Below are 20,348 nucleotides of genomic sequence, written 5' to 3' on the forward strand. Positions count from 1 at the left end.
GGGGGGGGCTGGTACAGGCGGTTACGGGACGATCTGCTGGGCGGGCGATCCGGTGCGTGCGGCCGCGCGCGTTCCGGTCACTGACGGGACGTGCTGCGGTGCCGGTGCGCCAACGCCTCGTACGACGCCGACAGGGCCGGCGCGGCCGTCTCGTACGTCCGTTGCGCGACCCCCACGAACAGGCAGTCCACCACCAGCAGTTGGCTGGTCCGTGACGACATCGCCGCGGGGCGCAGCTCGCTCTCCCGCGCCGTGGACGTCGTGAGGATGTGGTCCGCGTACTGGGTGACCGGGCCGTCCGGGCGGCCCGTGATCGCGATCGTGGTGGCCCCGTGCTCGAACGCGACCCGCAACGGCTCGATGACGTCCCCCGTCGAACCGGAGTGCGTGATGGCGATCGCCACGTCCTTGGCCTGTAGCTGCACGGCGTTGGTCACGGCGAGGTGGGGGTCGTTGTGCGCGTGGGCTATCAGGCCGATGCGCAGCAGCTTCTGGGTGAGGTCCTGGGCGACCAGGCCGGACGCCCCGACGCCGTACACGTCGATACGGCGGGCGGCCGCGAGCGCTCCCACCGCGGCGCCCAGTTGCACCGTGTCCAGTGCGGCGGCGGTGTCGGCGAGCGTCTGCTGTTCGTCGTACGCGAGCTTGGCGACCACGTCCGCTATCGGGTCGTCGACCGCGATGTCGGCGGTCACGGCGGGGGCCCGGCCCGACTGTTGCTGGGCGGCGAGGCCGGCGAGGGCGAGGCGGAGGTCGCGGTAGCCGGGGTAGCCGAGGAGGCGGGCGGTGCGGACGACGGTCGCTTCGCTGGTGCCGGTCAGTTCCGCGAGGCCGGTGACGGTGAGGGCCGCGCAGCCTGCGGGGTCGCCGGCTACGGCTTCGGCGACCCGTTGCATGGAGCGGGTCATCGACGGGGCGAGGGTGCGGACCTTTGCGGCGAGGGCTGCGGGGGCCGGCGGGGTTTCGCCCGCGAAAATTTCCTTCACTTCGTGGGTCACGTATGAAAGATATTTTCGGGCGGGGGGAGGGTCAAGAGGACGAGGGGGGAGGGGGAGAGGAGAGGGGCTCGGGGTGGTTCGGGGGGTCGGCGGGTGCGGGTGGGTGGGGGCTGGGCGCGCAGTTCCCCGCGCCCCTAAAAGATTGCGCCGTTGCCCGCGGCCCTGGAGACAAAGATCGCGCTGTTGCCCGCGGCCCTCAAAGACCCTGATTGGTGGTGTCGCACAATGGGGGTATGGAATCCTCGGCCTCTCCCCCTCCCGCTTCCGTCAGTGCGCTGGAGCTGGCGTTGCACGCGGCTCGGGCGGCGGTCATCGCTGATCTTGTCGCGGGTGAGGTCGCCGAGGCCGATGTCGTGTCGATGGTCGAGGAGTCCGTCGTGCAGCGCCGTTGGTGGGTCGAGCAGTGGCCCGAGGGCGTCGAGTACGTGGCCGGGCTCGTCGCCCAGGACGTACAGGACGCCCTGCTGGAGAAGTACGGACGCTGGCCGCTGTGCCCGGTCTGCGCCGAGGGCGGTCCCCATGCCCTGGAGATCGAGCCGGAGCTGGGCCCCGATCCGCACTGGGTGTGCCACAAGGCGGCGGTCTCGGTCGCCGCGGTGGGCGCGCTCGGACCGGCCATGGGGGGTGCCGCGTCGTGAGCGTCTATATCGATCCGCCCGACTGGCCGGGGCACGGCCGTATGTGGTCCCACCTCGTCAGTGACGTCTCCTACGACGAGCTGCACGACTTCGCCCGCCGGCTGGGCGTCCCCGCCCGCGCCTTCGAGCGGGACCACTACGACATTCCCTCGCACCGGTACGAGGACGCCGTGCACGCCGGTGCCGTGCGGGTGCGCAGCCGTGAGGTCGTCCGCATCCTGTACGCGGCCGGGCTGCGCAGGCCCAAGGGGCGGCCCGGTTCCGCCGCGTGACTCAGCCCGTGGCCCGGCCGCGTAGCTCGTACGCGTACTGCTGCTCCCCGTCGTCGCCCACGGAGCCCGCCGCACCTGCCGCGCCCGCCGTGTCCACCCGGGTGAAGCCCGCGCGGGTGAGCACCGCCTGGGAAGCGGAGTTGGTGCGGTCGACCGTCGCGAACAGGGACGTGAGGTCCTCGCGGGCCAGGGCCCAGGCGGACAGGGCGCGCAGGGCCTCGGTGGCGTAGCCGTTGCCGCGGGCCGGCTCCGCCAGGTCGTAGCCGACCTCGGCGCGGCCCTCCTCGTCCGGCGCGCCGTGGAAGCCCAGGCCGCCGACCGCGCGGCCGTCCTCGCGCCTGACCAGCACGAACATGCCCCACTCGGGGCGGTGCACCCCGGCCTCGTACGCCTTCACCACCATGCCGGCGGCGTCCCGGGTGCCAGGGAAGGGGCCGCCCTCGATCCACTCGAAGCCTCCGGTGCCGCCCGTGCGCAGGTCGGCGGCGGCCGCCGGGGTGACGCCCTGGAGGGTGAGGCGGCCGGCGGGGACGACGAGGTTGTTGCTCCAGTGCCAGGTGGAGAGGGGCGCACGGCCGGGCAGTTCGCCGCGGCCCGTGGCCCACAGGAGGGTCCGCCAGTGGTCGGGGCCCGGCTCCGGGCGGACGTGCGGGAAGATCCGGGCCAGTACGTCGGCGCAGAGCGCGGCCGGTGGCTCGTACCCGATCCCGAGGCCCTCCGCCACGTCGTGCGTGTGCACGAGCACCTCGGTGACCCCCATCGCGGCGAAGCCCTCACGGCCCGCGCTGCGGAAGGGGTACGGGTGGTAGGCCCGCGCCTCCCGCGGAGCGGTGCGCACGGCCGCCGCGAGCAGGGCTCCGGTCGCCTCGACGACCTGGAGGACGTCCTCGGCGCTCTCGCACTCCTCGAAGGTGATCTCGAAGGGTACGTAGCGGTCGGCGGGGCGGCCGGCCAGCTGGCCTGCGTACGAGAGGAGGTCCGAGGCGATGTGCTCCGCCGTCCTGCGGCAGCTCCACTCCAGGCGGCCCGCCCGGACGCTCCAGTCCCGGTCGGCCGCGCCGCGCAGGGCGGCGACCGCACCCGAGACGGCCTCTTCCACCTGGTCCCCACCCATGGCTCGCATGCCGGTGAGGATAGGTGATCAGTTCGTGGGGCGGCCCGTCTTTTCTCCGGCCGCCACGGCCGGGGACACGGCTCCGGTACCCGGGGCGGGCACGGCTCCGGTGACCACCCGCGACGACGGCCCCCGCCGGTGCAGGCGCAGCGACACCGTGGTCAGCACCCCCGCCGCGACGGTCAGCGCCGCGCCGGCCCAGGCCGGGGAGGAGAAACCGAGCCCCGCGTCGATGGCGGCGCCGCCGATCCAGGGGCCGCCGGTGTTGCCGAGGTTGAAGGCGGCCGTGGTGGTGGCGCCGGCCAGGGTGGGGGCGTCGGCCGCGACGTTGAACATGCGGGCGTTCAGGGCCGGGGCCGTGTAGAAGGCGGAGACGCCGAGGAGGAAGGCGAGGACGGCCGCCGCGACGGCGTACCGCCCGAGCAGCGCGAGCGCCACGAGCAGGACCGTCGAGGCCGCGATGCCCGACAGGAGCACCCCGAAGAGGTGCGCGTCCGCGATCCGGCCGCCGACCGCCGTCCCGATGAGCGCGCCGATCCCGAACAGCGCGAGCACGCCGGGCACCCAGCCCTCGTCGAGCCCGGCCACGTCCGTGAGCAGCGGGGCGAGATAGCTGAACGCGCAGAAGACGCCGCCCGCGGCGAACGCGATCAGCGAGATGGAGAGCCAGACCTGCCGGTCGCGGTAGATCCGCAGCTCCCGCCTGAGCCGGGGCTTCTCGTCGGGGAGCGGGATACGGGGGATGAGGGTGGCCACTCCCACGAGCGCGACCGCGCTGGCCGCGCCCACCGCCCAGAACGCCGAACGCCAGCCGAGGCTCTCGCCGAGGAAGGCGCCCGCCGGGACGCCGAGGACGTTCGCGATCGACAGTCCGCCGATCATCACGGCGAGGGCGCGGGCACGGGCGGTCACCGGGACCATGGCGACGGCGACGGCGGCGCCGACCGCCCAGAAACCGGCGCAGGCCAGGGCGCTCACGACCCGGGAGGCGAAGAGCACGGCGTAGTTCGGGGCGAGGGCGCCCGCGATCTGGCCGAGGCCGAAGACGGTGATGAGCGCGATGAGGGTGGTACGGCGGGGCAGCCGCAGCGTCGCCACGGCCAGCAGGGGCGCTCCGACGACCATGCCGACCGCGAAGGCGGATATCAGCAGTCCCGCGCGCGGAATGGACACGTGCAAGTCGTCCGCGACCGCCGGCAGCAGACCGGAGAGCATGAACTCGCTGGTGCCCAGCGCGAAGACGGAGAGGCCGAGGATGTAGACGGCCAGGGGCATGGGGTTACGGCTACGGGTACGGGGACGGGTATCGGTACGGGTGGAGGAGCTGGAGCTCGTGGGGACGGGCATATCAGGTGCCAACCTCAAGGACGGACACGCCATTCCACCGGGTGCCGTTCAGCCCGTCAACAGGGTCAGCTCGCTCGTCAGGTTGTGGCGGGCCGGACCCTCCCATTCCCTTGTCCCGTACGGGGTGTGGAAGAGGCGGGGCAGGTCCAGGAGCTGGCGCAGGATCGCCGCGCGGCCCTCGCGGAAGGCGTCCGGTGGCACGAAGGCGTACTCCTCGCGGACCGCCGCCGTGTAGGCGGCGTACGCGTCGGCCGGTGCGGCGAGGATCGCGAGGTCGGCGTCGCACAGCACCTGGCCGTTGCGGTCGTCGCCGGCCGGGGCGTGCGTGAGCGTCAGCCGGACGAGACGGGCGACCTCGGCGGTGGCGGCGGCGGAGAGGCCGGCCTCGGGGAGGGCGCGCTCGGCGAGACGGGCCGAGCGTTCCTCGTTCTCGGAGCGGTCGGGGAGGTAGACCGCGTCGTGGAACCACGCGGCCAGCCGGACCAGATCCGGGTCGTCCGCGCCCTGCTCCAGCACGTCGACGTGGTCGAGGACCGCGGTCAGATGGTCGAGCGTGTGATACCGACGCTGCGGCTCGGACCAGCGGCCGATGAGGTTGTCGGCGTAGGGGGCGGGATCGGCGCCGATCCCGGACACGCCCGCCCCACGACTCCGCCGAAGAGAACCGACCCAACGAGCACGCAGCACACCGAGATCACTCATGCCCCCATTCTCCGCCCACCGGGGCCGCGGACAACGCCGCTACCTCCGCCCACCAGGGGCGCGGGGAACGGCGCAATCTTTTGTCTTTGAGGCGCGCCGGACAACGCCGCAGCCTCCACCCACCAGGGGCGCGGGGAACGGCGCAATCTTTTGTCTTTGAGGCGCGCCGGACAACGCCGCAGCCTCTACCCACCAGGGGCGCGGGGAACGGCGCAATCTGTCGTCTTTCAGGGGCGCGGGGAACGGCGCGACCAGCCCCACCCCACCCGCACCCAAGAAACCGGCCCAAGCCCCGCAGGGAACACGCGTAGGCTGAGTATTGGACTAGACCTGTCCCCGCCGCCCCCGAGGAAAGAGGCCCCATGACCCAGCACGCAGTCCTGGAGGTGATCGCCCTCGACCCCGAGGACGCCGTCGCCGCCGAGGCCGGAGGCGCCGACCGGCTGGAGCTGGTCACCGACATGGCCGCCGACGGCCTCACCCCGCCGGTCGCCACCTTCGCCGGGATCCGCGCCGCCGTGGACATCTCGCTGCGTGTGATGCTGCGCCTGGCGGACGGCTTCGACGCCGGAGACGTACGCGCGCTCGTACGGGTGGCACGGGAGCTGCGGTCCGCCGGCGCGGACGAGTTCGTGCTCGGGTTCCTGGACGGGGCCAAAGACCCCGACCTGCCGGCGCTGGAGTCGGTGCTCGCCGAACTGGACGGCTGCCGTTGGACGTTCCACCGGGCGATCGACCGCGCCGCCGACCGCGACGCCCTGCGCAAGCAGCTCTCCGCCCTCCCCGGCCTGGACACGTATCTCACGGCGGGCTCGCCGGCCGGCGTGGACGAGGGCCTGCCGACCCTGCTCACGGAGGCCGCCCGCCACGGCGAACCGGGCTACGAGCCCCAACTCCTCGTCGGCGGCGGCCTCCGCCTGGACCACGTACCGCGCCTGCGGGCGGCGGGCGTCACCGCCTTCCACATCGGCGGCGCGGCCCGCCCCGACGGCTGGACGGCACCGGTGTCACCGGAGGCCGTACAAGAGTGGCGAACGGCGCTGGACACCGCGTGAGCCGCGTGAGCCGCGCGTCCGCCCGGCCCCACCGGCCCGCGGCCGGCACCCGCGCCTGAACTCAGGGCGTCGCGGGCGGCGCCGGAGCCTCGCTCAGTTGGGCCGGCAGCGGGGCCGCGTGGGTCACGATCAGCCCGGAGACCGCTCGGGTCAGGGTGACGTACAGGCGGCGCAGGCCGGTGCGTTCGTCCGGTTCGGCGTCGACCACGGCCCGGGGTTCGTCCAGGACCACGTAGTCGTACTCCAGACCCTTGGCGAGCGACGCCGGGACCAGGGTGAGGCGGGTGGTGAGGGTCGTCTCCTCACCGGGGGACAGGTGGGGCAGACCCGCCTTCGCCAGGGCCTCCGACAGGAGCGGCACGCGCGTGTCGGCCGCGATCAGACCCACCGACCCCTCCTGCCGCAGCAACTCCTCACAGGCCGCGACCACTTCGGCGGCGCCGTCCGCAGCGCTGCCGTCCGTCGAGCCGCCGTCCGCCCTGATGTCGCGCACCTCGAAGAAGCCCGGGTTCTCGCGGACCGACGCCACCGGGGTCAGGCCCGGTGCGATGTACGGCAGGAGCCGGGACGCGTACGTGATCACGTCCGTCGGTACGCGGAAGCCCGCCGTCAGCTCCTCGACCACCGCATCCCCCTTGCCGAGGTGTGCCAGCGCCTCGTCCCAGCTCCGCGTCGCCCACGGCGTCGTGCCCTGCGCCAGGTCACCGAGCACGGTCGCCGAACCGGTCGTGCAGCGCCGCCCCACCGCCCGGTACTGCATGGGGGACAGGTCCTGCGCCTCGTCGAGCACGACATGCCCGAGGGAGTGCGTGCGCTGTACGAGGTCGGTGGCCTCGTCGATCAGCACGGCGTCCGCGGCCGCCCACTTGACGGACTTCACCGACCGTACGGGCTTCGCCCACCGGATCGTCTCCTGCTCGTCCTCCGTGAGGACACCCTCCGCGTGCCGTGCCAGGAAGTCCGCGTCGGACAGCAGCCGGAACACCAGCTTCGCCGGATCGACCGGCGGCCAGATCGCCTTCACCGCCGCCTTCACCGCGGGGTTGCGGGCCACCGCGTCCTGCACCCGGTCGTCCGGCGCCTCGCCCGACCGCTCCATCTGCACCAGCACGGCGTGCGCGATGCGCTGCGGCAGTGCGTCACGGGCCGCGCCGTACCGGATCTCCCGGTCCAGCAGTTCCTGCACGATGTCCGTCAGTTCGTACGCCGGTACGCGCCAGCGCCGTGAGCCGCGGACCACCACGACGGGCTCGGCCGGCAGGGTGACGTGCGCGCGGACGGCGCGGCGCAGCACCTCCGCCATCCGCGCGTCGCCCTTCACCACGGCGGCCGGGGCCTCGTCCCTGCCCCGCACCTCGACATGCGCGACCAGGTCGTCGACCGTGGCCTGCTTGACCTCCAGCTCGCCCAGCGCGGGCAGCACCTGCTCGATGTAGCTGAGGAAGGACGCGTTCGGCCCGATGACCAGGGTGCCGGTCCGGGCGAGCCGCTCGCGGTGGGCGTAGAGGAGATACGCGACCCGGTGCAGACCGACGGCCGTCTTGCCGGTGCCGGGGCCGCCCTGCACGCAGACCGTGCCGCCCAGACCGGACCGTACGATCTCGTCCTGCTCCGGCTGGATCGTCGCCACGATGTCGCGCATCGGGCCCACGCGCGGGCGCTCGATCTCCTGCTGGAGCAGCTTGCTCGTGGCGGCCGTCTCGCCGGGGTCGGACAGGTGCTCGTCCTCGTACGCGGTGAGCTCGCCGCCCGTGTAACCGAAGCGGCGGCGCAGCGCGACGTCCATCGGGGTGTTCCTGGAGGCCCGGTAGAAGGGCTGGGACACCGGGGCGCGCCAGTCGATCACCATCGGGTCGCCGTCGGCGTCGTGCACGTGCCGGCGCCCGATGTAGAAGCGCTCGCCCCGCGCGCCCTCCGCCCGGTCGGCGCCCGGCGCGTGCAGGTAGTCGAGGCGGCCGAAGAAGAGCGGGGTGTGGGACAGGTCGGCGAGGGCCTTGATGCGGTCGTCGATCTGGCGGGTCAGGACCTCCGCGTTGACCCAGTTCGCGGTGACGTCCCGGATGTCGAGGGACTGGACGTCCTCACGCATCGAACGCAGCGCGGCCCGGGAGTGCGCGAGATGGGCGCGCTCGCGGGCGAGGGGGCCGTCGGACGGCCCCGGTCCGGCCGCGGGGGAAGCGGGAGGAGGGGAGGCGGGGGAGCCGGATGGAGTGGACCCGGATGGAGTGGAGTCGGGCACGGCGGCGTCGGGCGGGGTGGACACGGGCGTTGCCTCCGAGGCGTGGAACCTGCTGCGTGGAATGGCCGCGTCGCCGTACGGCGGGGCGTCGTGCGGCGGGCCGGGGCCGGCCGGTTTCCGTCCGGGCGGCGGCGCTCCAGGGAGGGAGGCGGGGAAGGCGGCGAGTTTAGGCGAAGGGCGGGCCCCGAGGCCAACGGGTTTTCCGTGCCCCCGGCGCGGACCCTCCCGGCCCGGACCCTCCTGGGAGCACCGGGCCGCGCGAGGAGGTAGGCGACTTCTGCCGACGCGAAGGCGCGCGCACCGAGGTGATCCTGACAGCCCGCCCAGGAACCCGCACAAAGAGGAGCCCCCTCGTGGCACCGACCCATGACCCCGCCAAGTCGGCAGACCCCTTGCCCTCCGGAACCACTCAGGTCGTGGACGTGCACTTCGAGGATCTCGATCCCACCGGAGTGCTGCACAACTCGCGCTATCTGCTGCTGGTGGAGCGCGCCGTCACCGGGTTCTGGCTGAGCCAGGGCTGGCACTACGACTCCGCACGCTCCGCCTTCGCCGAATCGATGCAGGTCGTGCGGACCCAGACCATCACCTACCACCAGCCCATCGTCGAGCCCGGCCGGATCGCGGTGCACTTCTGGGTGGACCGCATCGGTAACACCAGTTACACGTACGGCTACCAGATACGGTCCCTCGACCGGACCGCCCTGTACGCCGAAGGCAGCCGGGTCCAGGTGAACCTCGACTCCACGACGCTGATGCCGACGCCGATCACCGGAGGGGTGAAGGAGATCGCCGTACGGCTCATCGGCGACCCGGTGGGCCGTACGGCGCGTGCGGCGTGAGGACGACGAACGGCGACGGCGCCACCGACGCGGCCCCCGGCGCCTCCTGTCCCCACCTCGCCCGTGTGACGCTGGACGCGGCCTTCAAGACGGACGCCCCGCACCGGTACGCCGGTCTGCGCGCGACGGGGCCGGTCCACCCCGCCGTCCTCAACTCCGGGGTCGAGGGCTGGCTCGTCGTCGGCCACGACGAAGCCCGTCAGGCACTGACGCACCCCGCTCTGCTGAAGGACCCGGCTCCGGCGGCCGAGGCCCTGCGCGCGGCCGGTTTCGTGACGCACCGCGCGGACCTCGGGGGCGGCGGCATGCTCCACACCGACCCGCCCACCCACACCCGGCTGAGGCGCCTGGTCGCCGGGGCCTTCACCCCGCGCCGGACGGCGGAACTGCGCCCCCGGATCGAACAGCTGGCCAACGACCTGATCGACGCGCTGCCCCCGGCGGGTGAGACGGACCTCGTCGCGTCGTTCACCGCTCCGATACCCGTCACGGTGATAGCGGAACTGCTCGGCATACCCGCACGGCACCGACCGGACTTCCAGGAGTGGACGAGCGACGGGCTCGCCCTCGGAACTCCGCGCAGTGAGACCGGCTTCCGCAATCTCAACCGCCTGATGGTCGAGCTGATCGAGCTCAAGAGAGCGGTTCCGGAGGACGACCTGACGTCCGCTCTCATCGCCGTGCGCGACGAGGACGACGGGCGCCTCTCCCCGCAGGAACTGATCTCCGCGATGAGGCTCCTGCTCATCGCGGGCCACGAGACGACGCTCAACCTCCTCGGCAACGCCGTGCTCGCCCTGCTCCGGCACCCCGGCCAACTGGAACTGCTCCGCGCGAACCCGGACCTCCTGCCCTCCGCGGTCGAGGAGTTCCTCCGCTACGACGGCTCCGCCGAGATCACCACCATGCGGTACGCCGCCGCCGACCTCGACATCGGCGGCACCCCGATCGAACGAGGCAGCGTCGTGGTCGTCGCCCTGTCCTCCGCGAGCCGCGACGCGCCCCTGGCGGACGGCGGCGACCCCGAACACCTCGACGTGACTCGCCCCGCGGCACGCCACCTCGCCTTCGGCCACGGCATCCACCACTGCCTGGGCGCGCCCCTGGCACGGCTGGAGGCCACCGTCGCCCTGGGAGTACTGCTCAGCCGCTGCCATCGACTGGAACTGGCCGTCCCCTACGGCGAGATCGCCTGGATCCCGCACGGCATGATGCGCGGCGCGCTCGGCATCCCCGTGCGCTACGAGCGCTCGTAGCTCCCTGGCCCCCCGGCCCCCTGCCCTCTAGCTCCCTAGGGAGGCTCCCTGGCTCCCTAGGGGGAGAGGTAGCTCCACGGTCGTACGTGGGGACGACCGAGGTTCAGCCCATGGGCCGATGTAAAGGGGGTGGCCGAATCCGACCATGGAGACATGAGTACCGCGACGTTCACCCCGGCCCCCGTCCGCCCCCGGCCGCCGTCCGGCGCGACCGCGCTGCGCGGCGAAACCCACCGCCACCGCCTCGGCGACGCCCTGCGCGCCGTCAAGGTCTTCGCCGGCGCCACCGTCGGAGTGGTCCTCCTCGGTGAGTACGGAGAGGAAGCGGGCGTACGCCGTCGGTAGCCGCCTCGGTGAGCCCTCGCCCTCAGTTGTCCGCCAGGAGCTCGTCCGCGTCCACGATCCGGTACGCGTAGCCCTGCTCGGCGAGAAAGCGCTGGCGGTGGGCCGCGAAGTCCTGGTCGACGGTGTCGCGGGCCACGACCGAGTAGAAGTGGGCCTGGTGGCCGTCCGCCTTCGGACGCAGCACCCGCCCCAGCCGCTGGGCCTCCTCCTGACGTGAGCCGAAGGTGCCCGACACCTGGATGGCGACCGTCGCCTCCGGCAGGTCGATGGAGAAGTTCGCGACCTTGGACACGACCAGCACGCTGATCTCCCCCTGCCGGAACGCCTCGAAGAGCTTCTCGCGCTGCGCGTTCGACGTCTCACCCTTGATGACCGGCGCGTCCAGATGCTCGCCCAGCTCGTCGAGCTGATCGATGTACTGGCCGATGACCAGCGTCTGCTGGCCCGCGAAACGACGCACCAGCGCCTCGGTGACCTTGCGCTTCGTCGCCGTCGTCGCGCAGAAGCGGTACTTCTCCTCCGTCTCGGCGGTCGCGTACGCCAGCCGCTCGGAGTCGGTGAGGTTCACCCGCACCTCGACACAGTCCGCCGGCGCGATGTAACCCTGCGCCTCGATCTCCTTCCAGGGCGCGTCGAAACGCTTCGGCCCGATGAGGGAGAACACGTCCGACTCCCGGCCGTCCTCGCGCACCAGCGTCGCCGTCAGACCGAGCCGGCGGCGCGCCTGGAGGTCGGCGGTGAACTTGAAGACCGGCGCGGGCAGCAGGTGCACCTCGTCATAGACGATCAGCCCCCAGTCGCGGGAGTCGAAGAGCTCCAGGTGCGGGTAGACACCCTTCCGCTTCGTCGTCAGCACCTGGTACGTCGCGATGGTGACCGGCCGGATCTCCTTGCGCGTACCGCTGTACTCGCCGATCTCCTCCTCGGTGAGACTGGTGCGCTTGATCAGCTCGTGCTTCCACTGCCGGGCCGAGACGGTGTTCGTGACGAGGATCAGCGTGGTGGCCTTCGCCTCGGCCATGGCACCCGCCCCGACCAGCGTCTTTCCGGCGCCGCAGGGGAGTACGACCACGCCCGAGCCGCCGTGCCAGAAGTTCTCCACGGCCTGCTTCTGGTAGGGCCGCAGGGCCCAGCCGTCCTCGGCCAGCGTGATGGCGTGCGCCTCCCCGTCCACGTACCCGGCGAGGTCCTCGGCGGGCCAGCCCAGCTTCAGCAGCGTCTGCTTGATCTGGCCCCGCTCGGAGGGGTGCACGGCCACGGTGTCCGGGTCGAGCCGGGCGCCCACGAGCGGGGTGATCCGCTTCGAGCGCAGGATCTCCTCGAGGACGGGCCGGTCGGTGGTGGTCAGGACGAGCCCGTGGGCCGGGTGCTTGCTCAGCGTGAGCCGCCCGTAGCGGCCCATCGTCTCCGCGATGTCCACCAGCAGCGCGTGCGGTACCGGGTAGCGGCTGTACTGCACGAGCGCGTCCACGACCTGCTCGGCGTCGTGCCCGGCCGCCCGCGCGTTCCACAGGCCGAGCGGGGTCACCCGGTAGGTGTGGATGTGCTCGGGCGCACGCTCCAGCTCGGCGAAGGGCGCGATGACGCGGCGGCACTCGCCCGCCAGCTCGTGGTCGACCTCCAGGAGCAGGGTCTTGTCGGACTGGACGATGAGTGGACCATTCACGCGCGTCCCCTTCTGCACAGCCGTGCGAGGTGCGCGGCCAAACGTCCAGTGTGCCTGATCGCCGGCGCCCGCTGTCGTGAACGGCCGGTGTCCGCGCCCTGTCCTACTGGATGTCTATTCATTCCGAGGAGTGGCACGAATTCAGATGTACCGCCGCGGCCCCGAAGAATGGCGACCGCGCAGGTCACTGCCCAGGCCGCGGCCGAGGGAGCCCCCACGGTCGCCGCGCGCCGAACGCGTGGGGCGCATGAGGATCGGGAAGCCTTTCTGGAGGCGCTGAGCCGGGGTGGGGGCCACGGAGGGGACGGGCCGGACCCGGGAGCTGCCGGGTCCGGCCCGCGGGGCGTGCGGGGGCGTTCGGGGCGGCAGGCCCCCCGCCGGGGGCGATCCCGATCGCGGCGGTGCTGACCGGGACGGTGCTGCCCGGGACGGTGCTCATGGGAAACGTCCGGCACGGCGTCCGGCACGGCGCGCGTGAAAGGGCGCCCGCACCCCCGTGAGTGCCCCTACGGGTGAGGCAGGGCTCAGGCCTGTCCGCCCGGCGGCTCGTCCGCCAGTTCCGCCACGCCTGTCACGCGGTGCAGCGGATACGTGCGGACCTCGTCCGCGGTGTGGTCGTACGCCGTCACGAAGCCGCCCTCCACCCGGACGGGGGCGATGACGCGCTGGCTCGCGGAGCCCTCGGCGTTCACGTAACCGATCCAGAGGGTGCCGCCGGTGAGCACGGCGGCCTGCATGGTGGCGAGGGTCTCGGCGGAGGTGGTGCGCGGCAGGGTGCCGTTCCGCCCCTGGCCCGGCCCGGACCCCTGGCCCTCGTTCCGGTCGGAGGCTACGGACGGCTTGCGCGGGGTCGTGGAGGCCAGGTCACCCGCCCGGATGGCCCGGATCGCGGCGCCCAGCAGGGTCGTGTCGGGGGACGGCGGGCCGTCGGGCACCGGCTCGGGCGCCGCGCGCGGGGGCGTGCGATGGGCGTGCGCGCGGGTGATCAGCACATCGCCCTCGGCGGACTCGGCGGCCGGTGCGAAACCCATCGCGCGCAGCCCTTCGAGGAGCGTGGCCGGGTCGGCCTGCGCGGCCAGGACCGTGGGCGCGAGGCGGCGCAGCCGGAGTCCCTGTGCCCGCTTGTCGGCGACGATCTCGTTCAGGACCGCGTCGTCGTCGCAGCGGACGTACGCCGACGCCGCGCCGATCCGCAGGTGCCCGTGCCTGCGCGCCACGTCGTCGATCAGATAGGCGAGCGGCTGCGGCACCGGCGTACGGGAGTGGGCCGTGAGGAACGCCTGGAGGTCGGAGGCCGAGCGGCCGGCGTCCAGGGCCCTGCGGACCGAACCCGGCGTGAAGCGGTACACCGTCGCCCCGCCCTTCGACTCCACGTCCGCCAGGACGTCCAGCACGTCCGCCAGCGGGCGTCGCAGCGGCCCGGGGGCCACCGCCGTCAGGTCCGCCTGGAGGAGCACGTGGTCCAGGGGCTCCGGGAGGAGCGGGGCCAGCAGGTCGCCCGCCAGGGACGCGGCGGCGGCCAGCTCGGCGGGGGAACGGGGCTCGGGCGAGGGCGCCGGGTCGTGGTGGTTCCGGTGCTGGTCGTGGTGGTGGACGGGGAGCTTGTCACCGGGCCCCGCGCTTGTACGGGTACCCGTGCCCGTACCCGTACGGCTGTCGGGGGCGGCGGTCGGCTCCGGGGCGGGTGCGGCCGGCGGCGCCCCCAGGAGGGCCCGGCCGTGCGCGGACAGCGCGCCCCTGCCGGTGACCCCCAGTGACTCGGCCTCCGTCAGCGTCCACCGGGCGAGGCGGGCCCGCAGATCGTCCGAGGAGGCGGCGCCGCGCAGGGCACGCTCCCAGTGGAGGCGGGCGACGAGGGCGTCGGGGGACGCGGAGCCGCCCTCGGGCAGCGCGGCGAGGAGCCGGAGGACCCGGTGCCGGACCTCGGGGGCCGCCGAACGGTCGAGGCCGGGGCCCAGCGCCGCCAGGGTGCGCTCCTTGGTGTCCCGGCCGCCCACCACACCGGCCGTGCGGGTGGCCGACAGCCACGCCGTGGCCAGCCAGGTCCAGCGCTCGGCCGCCGGGAGGTCCAGCCACTCGTCGTAGACGGGCGTCGCCGCGTACCGCTCGTCGGCCTCGCCGTCCGCGGCCAGCAGGCCCGCCGCGTAGGCGAGTTCGACCCAGAAGGCCGCGACCGGCTCCGGTACGTCCAGGGCCACGGCCGTCCGCTTCAGGTCACGCACGCTCAGACCGCCCGCGCGCAACGCGGAGGGGCCGCCCTCGTCCCAGTCCTTCAGCAGCTCCTCGACGGTGGCGAGCGCGGTGTACGCCTGCCCGGCCGCCGTGGAGTCCACCACCTGCGGACGGTGCACGGAGGCCGGCTCGACCGACGGAGGGAGGGGCTCCGCCCGCTGGTGCGCCCGGCCCGCGCGCAGATGCAGGGCGACCTCGCGGGGCAGTACGACCGTGCCGGGCGCCGTCGGCAGGAGCAGTCCGCGGTCCAGGAGCCAGCGCAGCCGGGACGCCGGGTCGGCGGTCACCTGGCCGTACGGCGGCCCCCAGACCAGCCGCGCCAGGACGTCCAGGGAGTCCGGCGGGGCCGAGTCGAGCAGGGCCGACATCCGGGCGCGGTCGGTGAAGAGCGCCGTGAGGGACTCCACCGCGGACACCGCGTCGTGCGTCGTGGCCAGCCCGGCCGTCGTCAGGAGCTCCTGGATACGGCCAGGGGACATGCCCGTCGTGGCCTCCGCGACCGTCGGGCCGAGACCGGTCGGGGACGGGTGCTGCGGCGAGGGCGCGAGCAGCTCGCGGGCCGTGCGCACCAGCCGTAGCCGGTCGTCCGGGCCCCACACCAGCGCCTGCTCGCGCAGGGTGCCCACGGCGCGCGGGAGCGCCTCGACGACCGCCGGGTCGGTCGCGTCGCCCGCCAGCAGGGCCAGGAGCGTGCCGTACGGCGTCGGGTCCGGGGCCACGGCCAGCGCCTCTGCCGTCTGGAGCGCGAACCGGTCGAGACGCTCCAGGGCGCGGATCACGGACGCGCGCGTGCCCGCCCGGGTGGCCAGCTGGGTCAGGTCGGTCGGTACGGGGGTGATGAGGTCGGGGCGGGCCCGCAGCAGCGCGGACAGGGCGGAGTCGTCCCGGGCTCGCAGGTCCTCCGCGAGCGAACGAGGGTGTGTCCCGGCGGTGGCGGGCTCCTCTGCGGGTGCCCCGCCGGGCCCCTCTGGTGACTGCTCCTGGACGCTCATCCGATCCACGGTAGCGGGTGGGCCCCCGCCGCCGTTCCCGTTGGTGTGAGCCGCTGCCGTGCCGGGGCTGGTCACCGGCGGCGGGCGCGGTACCGTCGGTCGGGCGGGAAAAGACAACGTGGGCGCCCCGGAGGGGACTTCGTGGGGATCGAGAGCGACCAGCTCGTATTCGACTATCTGAGCCGGGTGGGCGACCTGGCCCAGCAGCGGCAGCTGCCGTCCGGGACGCGTATGCGGCTCGTGTCGGAGTTGCGGAACGAGATCGACCGGCGGCGGGCCAAGGCGACCGCCGACAGCCCGGCGTCGGTCCGCCGCATCCTGGATCGCATCGGCAGCCCGGAGTCGGTGGTCACGGCGGCGGACGCCAGGACCGACGGCAACGGGAACGGCAGCGGGAACGGCAGCGGGGCGGGTACCGCCGTTCCCACCCAGCGCGCCAAGGAGCCTGAGACCCGGCCGAAGCGCCTGCGCCGTGCGGTGCCACGGCAGCGGCCCGCGGAGTCGGACGTGGCCGAGACGGCCGGTCCCGCGCCCACCCCGCCGCACCTCGCGAGCACGGACGAGCTCGGCACCGGGCCGCAGCCCGACTGGTGGCGCGTGGAGAGCGGTCCGTTCGGGGCGACGGACAGCGTGCCCGGGTTCACCGGGGGCGTGGAGATCCCGGAACTGTTCAAGCCGCCGCCGGGGGACGAGTTCGACGACGCCGACGCCGACGCCGACGGGATCGACACCGCCGCCGCGCCTGTCGAGGCGGCCGCACAGGCCGGGCGCGTACGCCGTCGGCTGGTCCCGCGCCTGCGCCCCTTCGGCAAGCGGGGCGGCGGGGGCGGCGGTGGGGGCGGTGGCGGTGGCTTCGGCTGGTCCAACCCCCTGCTGCTGCTCGCCGCGGCCCTGCTGGTGGCCGGCGCGATCATCGGCAACCTCATCGTGATGGCGCTGGGCTGGCTGATCGCCTACCTCTCGCGCCGGCTGAGCCCCAGCGAGTCGAAGTGGGCCGTCCTCGTCGTGCCCGGCCTGGTCGTCACGGGGGGAATCGTCTGGCTCTGGGGGCGTTCGGAGAACCGCTGGGGCGCGCCCATCGAACCGGAGCGGATGGGCGACGCGATCTCCGACACGTGGCCGTGGGTCCTGAAGACCGCGGCGGTCGCTTCCGCGTTGTATCTGGTGTGGCGGTCGCAGCGGCGGAAGTAGTGGGTGTGCCTTTTCTGAGCGGCGAGCGGGCGAGCGGGCGGGGTCGGAGGTCGGGTGCGGGTGAGTGGGGGCTGGGCGCGCAGTTCCCCGCGCCCCTTGCGGGGCTTGGTGTGCGGCTCTCTGGGCTCCTGACGGGGCTGGGCGTCGGGTGCGGGTGAGTGGGGGCTGGGCGCGCAGTTCCCCGCGCCCCTTACGGGGGGTGGGCACAATGAGGGGTATGAGTTCTCGTGTGTTGACCGTCGGGTTTGATCTCGATATGACCCTCATCGACTCCCGGCCCGGGATCCGTGCCTGTTATCAGGCGCTCTCCGAGCGGACCGGGACCTACATCGACGCCGATCTCACCGTCACGCGGCTGGGGCCGCCGCTGGCGGAGGAGTTGGTCAACTGGTTCCCGGCCGAGCAGGTCCCGGCCGTGGCGGACGTGTACCGGGAGATGTACCCCGCGTACGCCGTCGCCGCGACGCCCGCGATGCCCGGAGCCCGTGAGGCGATAGCGGCGGTACGGGCCGCCGGGGGCCGGGCGATCGTCGTCACCGCGAAGTACGAGCCGAACGCCAAGCTGCATCTCAGCCATCTCGGGATCGACGCCGACGCCGTCATCGGCGACCTGTGGGCCGAGCGCAAGGCCGAGGCGCTGCGCGAGCACGACGCCGGCGTCTACGTCGGCGACCACACCGGTGACGTACGCGGGGCGCGCACGGCGCGGGCGCTGTCCGTCGCGGTGGCCACCGGCCCGTGCGACGCGGACGAACTGCGTGCGGCGGGCGCCGACGTGGTGCTCAAGGACCTGCTGGAGTTCCCGGACTGGCTGGCGGGTTACGAGGGGGCGCGCCGCTAGGGGGCGCGACCAGCCACGTACCACCGGCGGTCGGGGGAAACCCCGAGGCTCACGAACGGCCGCGCGCCTGCCGGCGCCCACTGGCGATCGACTGGAACACCCCCGCTCCCGCGATGAGGAACCCGACGCCCATCAACATGCTCAGACCGAACATGTACGAAGGAAAGGGCGTCGTGTCGAGCAGCAGCGGGGCGACAGTGACCAGTGTGGCCACGGCTCCGACGAAGAACACGATGGCGCCGGTACGGATCAGGCCGTCTCCGGTCGCGGCGGAATTCGGTTGGGTTTTGTCACGCACTCGACCAGGGTAGTTCCCTGCGCACAGGAACAATCCAGTGACGTCTTGTCAGCAGCCGCCGGACCATTAGCCTTGGTACCGGCGGGTCCGACGACCCGCTGCAGTGCTGTACAGACCTGTTTCCCGAGCAGTTTCAGCCGCCAGTTTCAGCCGCGTTTTTTCGACGAGTACCAGGACGAGGACAGACATGCCGACCGGCAAGGTCAAGTGGTTTAACAGTGAGAAGGGCTTCGGCTTTCTCTCCCGTGACGACGGCGGCGACGTCTTCGTCCATTCCTCGGTCCTGCCCGCCGGAGTCGATGTTCTCAAGCCGGGACAGCGTGTGGAGTTCGGTGTGGTCGCCGGGCAGCGCGGTGACCAGGCACTTTCGGTGACGCTCCTGGACCCCACGCCCTCCGTCGCGGCCGCCCAGCGCCGTAAGCCGGATGAACTGGCCTCCATCGTCCAGGATTTGACCACCCTCCTCGAAAACATCACACCGATGCTGGAGAGGGGCCGCTATCCGGACAAGGCCTCGGGCAAGAAGATCGCGGGCCTTCTCCGCGCGGTGGCCGACCAGTTGGACGTCTAGCGCGCCCCGCGTCCCTTAAAGGGCGCGGGGAACTGCGCGACAAGCCCCCACCGGGCAGCGGACGCAATCCGTCCCGGCCGTCCCTCCCGTCAGGGAAACCGGCCGGGGAAACCCCTCAGGGAAACGCCAGGGCCTCCGGCGCGAGAGGCGGTACGAGCCCCTCGGCCGCCGCTCGCGTCAGGAGGCCGCGAATCGCCGCGTAGCCGTCCTCCCCGAGGTCGGCCGTGAACTCGTTGACGTACAGGCCGATGTGCTGGTCCGCGACCGACGCGTCCATCTCCTGCGCGTGTTCCATCACGTAGGGGCGGGACACCTCGGGGTCCTCCCAGGCCGCGCGCACGGACGAGCGGGCGGACTCGGCGAGCAGCCGCAGCGTGCTCTCGCCGAGCGACCGCTTGGCGATGATCGCGCCCAGCGGGATCGGCAGACCCGTCGTGCGCTCCCAGTGCTCGCCCATGTCCGCGAGGTTGTGCAGACCGTAGTTCTGGTACGTGAAACGGGCCTCGTGGATGACCAGTCCGGCGTCCACCTTCCCGTCCCGTACGGCGGGCATGATCTCGTGGAACGGCATGACCACGATCTCGCCGACCCCGCCGGGCACCGTGTCCGCGGCCCAGAGGCGGAACAGCAGGTACGCGGTCGACTTCTCGCTCGGCACCGCGACCGTGCGGCCGGTGAGGTCCACGCCCGGCTCCCGGGTGAGGACCAGCGGCCCGCAGCCCCGCCCGAGCGCGCCGCCGCAGGGCAGCAGGGCCCATTCGTCCAGGACGTACGGCAGGACGGCGTACGACACCTTCAGGACGTCGAACTCGCCGCGCTCGGCCATGCCGTTGGTGATGTCGATGTCCGCGAAGGTCACGTCGAGGGCGGGCGCGCCGGGGATCCGGCCGTGGGCCCACGCGTCGAAGGCGAAGGTGTCGTTCGGGCAGGGCGAGAACGCGATCTTCAGGGGCTCAGTGAGTGAGGTCATGTGGGTTCCAACTCTCCAGTACGGGTGGGAGCTTCCCGAAGGCCCCGGTGAGTGCCGCGAGGGCGTCGCCGATGCGCCAGGCGGCGCGGTCCCGCGGGCCCACGGGATTGGACACGGCGCGGATCTCCAGTACGGGGACGCCGTGTGCCGCGGCCGCCGCCGCCACTCCGAACCCCTCCATGGCCTCGGCGAGCGCCCTCGGGTGGCGTCGGCGCAGCTCCGCGGCGCGCTCCGCGCTTCCGGTCACGGTGTTCACGGTCAGGACGGCGCCGGTACGCGCTCCGGTGACGGCCGCGATCTCTCGTACGAGTGATTCCGGCGGCCGGTGGGTGACGGTTCCGAAGCCCAGCTCGGTGACCGGGGCGAATCCGTCGGGGGTCTCGGCGCCGAGGTCCGCGACGGTGATCTCGTCGGCCAGGACGAGCGATCCGAGCGGCGCGCCGGGCTGGAAGCCGCCGCCGATCCCGGCGGAGACGACCACGTCGTACGGCTCACCGGCCAGCGCGGCCGCGGTGAGCGCGGCGGCGGTCGACGCGGCGGCGGACGCCGGACCCACACCGCCGGCGAGGAGATCGAGGACGAGGACGTCACCGTCGGGCGGGCCGTCGGCGGTGGGGCGGTCCGCCGGGAGCACGAGCCTGGTGAGGTCCGCTCCCGGAACCGTGTGCTCCCGGGCCGGGGCCGTGAACGCCGCGGCCACCGCGTCCCGTTCGGCGGGGACCGCGGTGGTTACGAGGGCACGCATGAGCGGTGGCTCGGAAGGACCACAGGGTTGGAGC

General features: G+C 73.2%; 19 protein-coding genes. 9 read left to right on the plus strand and 10 right to left on the minus strand.

The genetic code is table 11. The features are described 5' to 3' along the window. Window positions 1-77: 77 nt before the first annotated feature. Window positions 78-998, minus strand: a complete 921-nt coding sequence (locus tag ACLVWQ_RS11715) for a MurR/RpiR family transcriptional regulator (RefSeq protein WP_414108309.1) — start codon at window positions 996-998, stop codon at window positions 78-80. Between the two features lie 233 nt (window positions 999-1,231). Between ACLVWQ_RS11715 and ACLVWQ_RS11720 the strand changes: the two genes are divergently transcribed. After that, entirely contained in the window at window positions 1,232-1,636 is a 405-nt protein-coding gene (locus tag ACLVWQ_RS11720) for a hypothetical protein (protein WP_414108310.1), read from the plus strand. Next, a complete protein-coding gene (locus ACLVWQ_RS11725; protein ID WP_414108311.1) occupies window positions 1,633-1,908 on the plus strand; it encodes a DUF4031 domain-containing protein in 276 nt (91 codons plus the stop codon). The genes ACLVWQ_RS11720 and ACLVWQ_RS11725 overlap by 4 nt, the downstream gene beginning before the upstream one ends. A gap of 1 nt (window position 1,909) precedes the next feature. Here the strand turns inward: ACLVWQ_RS11725 and ACLVWQ_RS11730 are convergent, their stop codons facing one another. From ACLVWQ_RS11730 to ACLVWQ_RS11740, 3 genes are all read right to left on the minus strand, one after another. Beyond that, window positions 1,910-3,031, minus strand: a complete 1,122-nt coding sequence (locus ACLVWQ_RS11730; protein WP_414108312.1) for a GNAT family N-acetyltransferase — start codon at window positions 3,029-3,031, stop codon at window positions 1,910-1,912. 18 nt (window positions 3,032-3,049) lie between these two features. After that, window positions 3,050-4,297: a Cmx/CmrA family chloramphenicol efflux MFS transporter gene (locus tag ACLVWQ_RS11735; protein ID WP_414108313.1), complete on the minus strand. Its 1,248-nt coding sequence runs from the start codon at window positions 4,295-4,297 to the stop codon at window positions 3,050-3,052. A 120-nt stretch (window positions 4,298-4,417) separates the two neighbouring features. Continuing rightward, window positions 4,418-5,071 (minus strand): hypothetical protein, encoded by a 654-nt coding sequence (locus ACLVWQ_RS11740; RefSeq protein ID WP_414108315.1) that lies wholly within the window; start codon window positions 5,069-5,071, stop codon window positions 4,418-4,420. A gap of 362 nt (window positions 5,072-5,433) precedes the next feature. On the opposite strand from ACLVWQ_RS11740, the gene ACLVWQ_RS11745 reads away from it, so the two are divergent. Next, complete coding sequence (locus ACLVWQ_RS11745) at window positions 5,434-6,126, plus strand: copper homeostasis protein CutC (protein ID WP_414108317.1); 693 nt, start codon at window positions 5,434-5,436, stop codon at window positions 6,124-6,126. A gap of 61 nt (window positions 6,127-6,187) precedes the next feature. On the opposite strand, the gene ACLVWQ_RS11750 is transcribed toward ACLVWQ_RS11745, so the two are convergent. Then, a complete protein-coding gene (locus ACLVWQ_RS11750) occupies window positions 6,188-8,365 on the minus strand; it encodes a HelD family protein (protein ID WP_414108479.1) in 2,178 nt (725 codons plus the stop codon). Window positions 8,366-8,718: 353 nt separating this feature from the next. Between ACLVWQ_RS11750 and ACLVWQ_RS11755 the strand changes: the two genes are divergently transcribed. From ACLVWQ_RS11755 to ACLVWQ_RS11765, 3 genes are all read left to right on the plus strand, one after another. Then, window positions 8,719-9,207: an acyl-CoA thioesterase gene (locus ACLVWQ_RS11755; RefSeq protein WP_414108318.1), complete on the plus strand. Its 489-nt coding sequence runs from the start codon at window positions 8,719-8,721 to the stop codon at window positions 9,205-9,207. Then, window positions 9,204-10,463, plus strand: coding sequence for a cytochrome P450 family protein (locus ACLVWQ_RS11760; RefSeq protein WP_414108319.1), 1,260 nt, complete (start codon window positions 9,204-9,206; stop codon window positions 10,461-10,463). Before ACLVWQ_RS11755 ends, ACLVWQ_RS11760 begins: the two co-directional genes overlap by 4 nt. 153 nt (window positions 10,464-10,616) lie before the next feature. Beyond that, complete coding sequence (locus ACLVWQ_RS11765; RefSeq protein WP_414108320.1) at window positions 10,617-10,808, plus strand: hypothetical protein; 192 nt, start codon at window positions 10,617-10,619, stop codon at window positions 10,806-10,808. A 22-nt stretch (window positions 10,809-10,830) separates the two neighbouring features. Here the strand turns inward: ACLVWQ_RS11765 and ACLVWQ_RS11770 are convergent, their stop codons facing one another. Both ACLVWQ_RS11770 and ACLVWQ_RS11775 read right to left on the minus strand, forming a co-directional pair. Continuing rightward, window positions 10,831-12,474: a DNA repair helicase XPB gene (locus ACLVWQ_RS11770; protein WP_414108321.1), complete on the minus strand. Its 1,644-nt coding sequence runs from the start codon at window positions 12,472-12,474 to the stop codon at window positions 10,831-10,833. 524 nt (window positions 12,475-12,998) lie between these two features. Further along, complete coding sequence (locus tag ACLVWQ_RS11775; protein WP_414108322.1) at window positions 12,999-15,698, minus strand: helicase-associated domain-containing protein; 2,700 nt, start codon at window positions 15,696-15,698, stop codon at window positions 12,999-13,001. A 141-nt stretch (window positions 15,699-15,839) separates the two neighbouring features. Here ACLVWQ_RS11775 and ACLVWQ_RS11780 point away from each other — a divergent pair, with 141 nt between their 5' ends. Together ACLVWQ_RS11780 and ACLVWQ_RS11785 are read left to right on the plus strand one after the other, a co-directional pair. Then, window positions 15,840-16,889 carry a hypothetical protein gene (locus ACLVWQ_RS11780; protein ID WP_414108323.1) on the plus strand — a complete coding sequence of 350 codons (1,050 nt, stop codon included), beginning with the start codon at window positions 15,840-15,842 and terminating at the stop codon, window positions 16,887-16,889. Window positions 16,890-17,097: 208 nt separating this feature from the next. Then, window positions 17,098-17,730 carry an HAD family hydrolase gene (locus ACLVWQ_RS11785; protein WP_414108325.1) on the plus strand — a complete coding sequence of 211 codons (633 nt, stop codon included), beginning with the start codon at window positions 17,098-17,100 and terminating at the stop codon, window positions 17,728-17,730. A 49-nt stretch (window positions 17,731-17,779) separates the two neighbouring features. On the opposite strand, the gene ACLVWQ_RS11790 is transcribed toward ACLVWQ_RS11785, so the two are convergent. Next, a complete protein-coding gene (locus ACLVWQ_RS11790) occupies window positions 17,780-18,028 on the minus strand; it encodes a hypothetical protein (RefSeq protein ID WP_414108326.1) in 249 nt (82 codons plus the stop codon). A gap of 187 nt (window positions 18,029-18,215) precedes the next feature. On the opposite strand from ACLVWQ_RS11790, the gene ACLVWQ_RS11795 reads away from it, so the two are divergent. Then, window positions 18,216-18,599: a cold-shock protein gene (locus ACLVWQ_RS11795; RefSeq protein WP_149509302.1), complete on the plus strand. Its 384-nt coding sequence runs from the start codon at window positions 18,216-18,218 to the stop codon at window positions 18,597-18,599. 115 nt (window positions 18,600-18,714) lie between these two features. Here ACLVWQ_RS11795 and ACLVWQ_RS11800 read toward each other — a convergent pair whose 3' ends face one another. Together ACLVWQ_RS11800 and ACLVWQ_RS11805 are read right to left on the minus strand one after the other, a co-directional pair. Next, on the minus strand, window positions 18,715-19,569 hold the full coding sequence (locus ACLVWQ_RS11800) for a 1,4-dihydroxy-6-naphthoate synthase (RefSeq protein WP_414108327.1): 855 nt from the start codon (window positions 19,567-19,569) through the stop codon (window positions 18,715-18,717). After that, entirely contained in the window at window positions 19,553-20,314 is a 762-nt protein-coding gene (locus tag ACLVWQ_RS11805) for a futalosine hydrolase (protein ID WP_414108328.1), read from the minus strand. Before ACLVWQ_RS11805 ends, ACLVWQ_RS11800 begins: the two co-directional genes overlap by 17 nt. Window positions 20,315-20,348: the final 34 nt, after the last annotated feature.

Source organism: Streptomyces sp. CWNU-52B, assembly GCF_047444975.1.
Lineage (GTDB): Bacteria > Actinomycetota > Actinomycetes > Streptomycetales > Streptomycetaceae > Streptomyces.

What these genes read in the sequence shown, in the direction of transcription:
- ACLVWQ_RS11765 (WP_414108320.1), top strand. Translation starts at nt 10,617, where the DNA reads ATGAGTACCGCGACGTTCACCCCGGCCCCCGTCCGCCCCCGGCCGCCG.
- ACLVWQ_RS11735 (WP_414108313.1), bottom strand. Translation starts at nt 4,297, where the DNA reads ATGCCCCTGGCCGTCTACATCCTCGGCCTCTCCGTCTTCGCGCTGGGC.
- ACLVWQ_RS11740 (WP_414108315.1), bottom strand. Translation starts at nt 5,071, where the DNA reads ATGAGTGATCTCGGTGTGCTGCGTGCTCGTTGGGTCGGTTCTCTTCGG.
- ACLVWQ_RS11795 (WP_149509302.1), top strand. Translation starts at nt 18,216, where the DNA reads ATGCCGACCGGCAAGGTCAAGTGGTTTAACAGTGAGAAGGGCTTCGGC.
- ACLVWQ_RS11730 (WP_414108312.1), bottom strand. Translation starts at nt 3,031, where the DNA reads ATGCGAGCCATGGGTGGGGACCAGGTGGAAGAGGCCGTCTCGGGTGCG.
- ACLVWQ_RS11720 (WP_414108310.1), top strand. Translation starts at nt 1,232, where the DNA reads ATGGAATCCTCGGCCTCTCCCCCTCCCGCTTCCGTCAGTGCGCTGGAG.
- ACLVWQ_RS11775 (WP_414108322.1), bottom strand. Translation starts at nt 15,698, where the DNA reads ATGAGCGTCCAGGAGCAGTCACCAGAGGGGCCCGGCGGGGCACCCGCA.
- ACLVWQ_RS11805 (WP_414108328.1), bottom strand. Translation starts at nt 20,314, where the DNA reads ATGCGTGCCCTCGTAACCACCGCGGTCCCCGCCGAACGGGACGCGGTG.
- ACLVWQ_RS11785 (WP_414108325.1), top strand. Translation starts at nt 17,098, where the DNA reads ATGAGGGGTATGAGTTCTCGTGTGTTGACCGTCGGGTTTGATCTCGAT.
- ACLVWQ_RS11745 (WP_414108317.1), top strand. Translation starts at nt 5,434, where the DNA reads ATGACCCAGCACGCAGTCCTGGAGGTGATCGCCCTCGACCCCGAGGAC.
- ACLVWQ_RS11800 (WP_414108327.1), bottom strand. Translation starts at nt 19,569, where the DNA reads ATGACCTCACTCACTGAGCCCCTGAAGATCGCGTTCTCGCCCTGCCCG.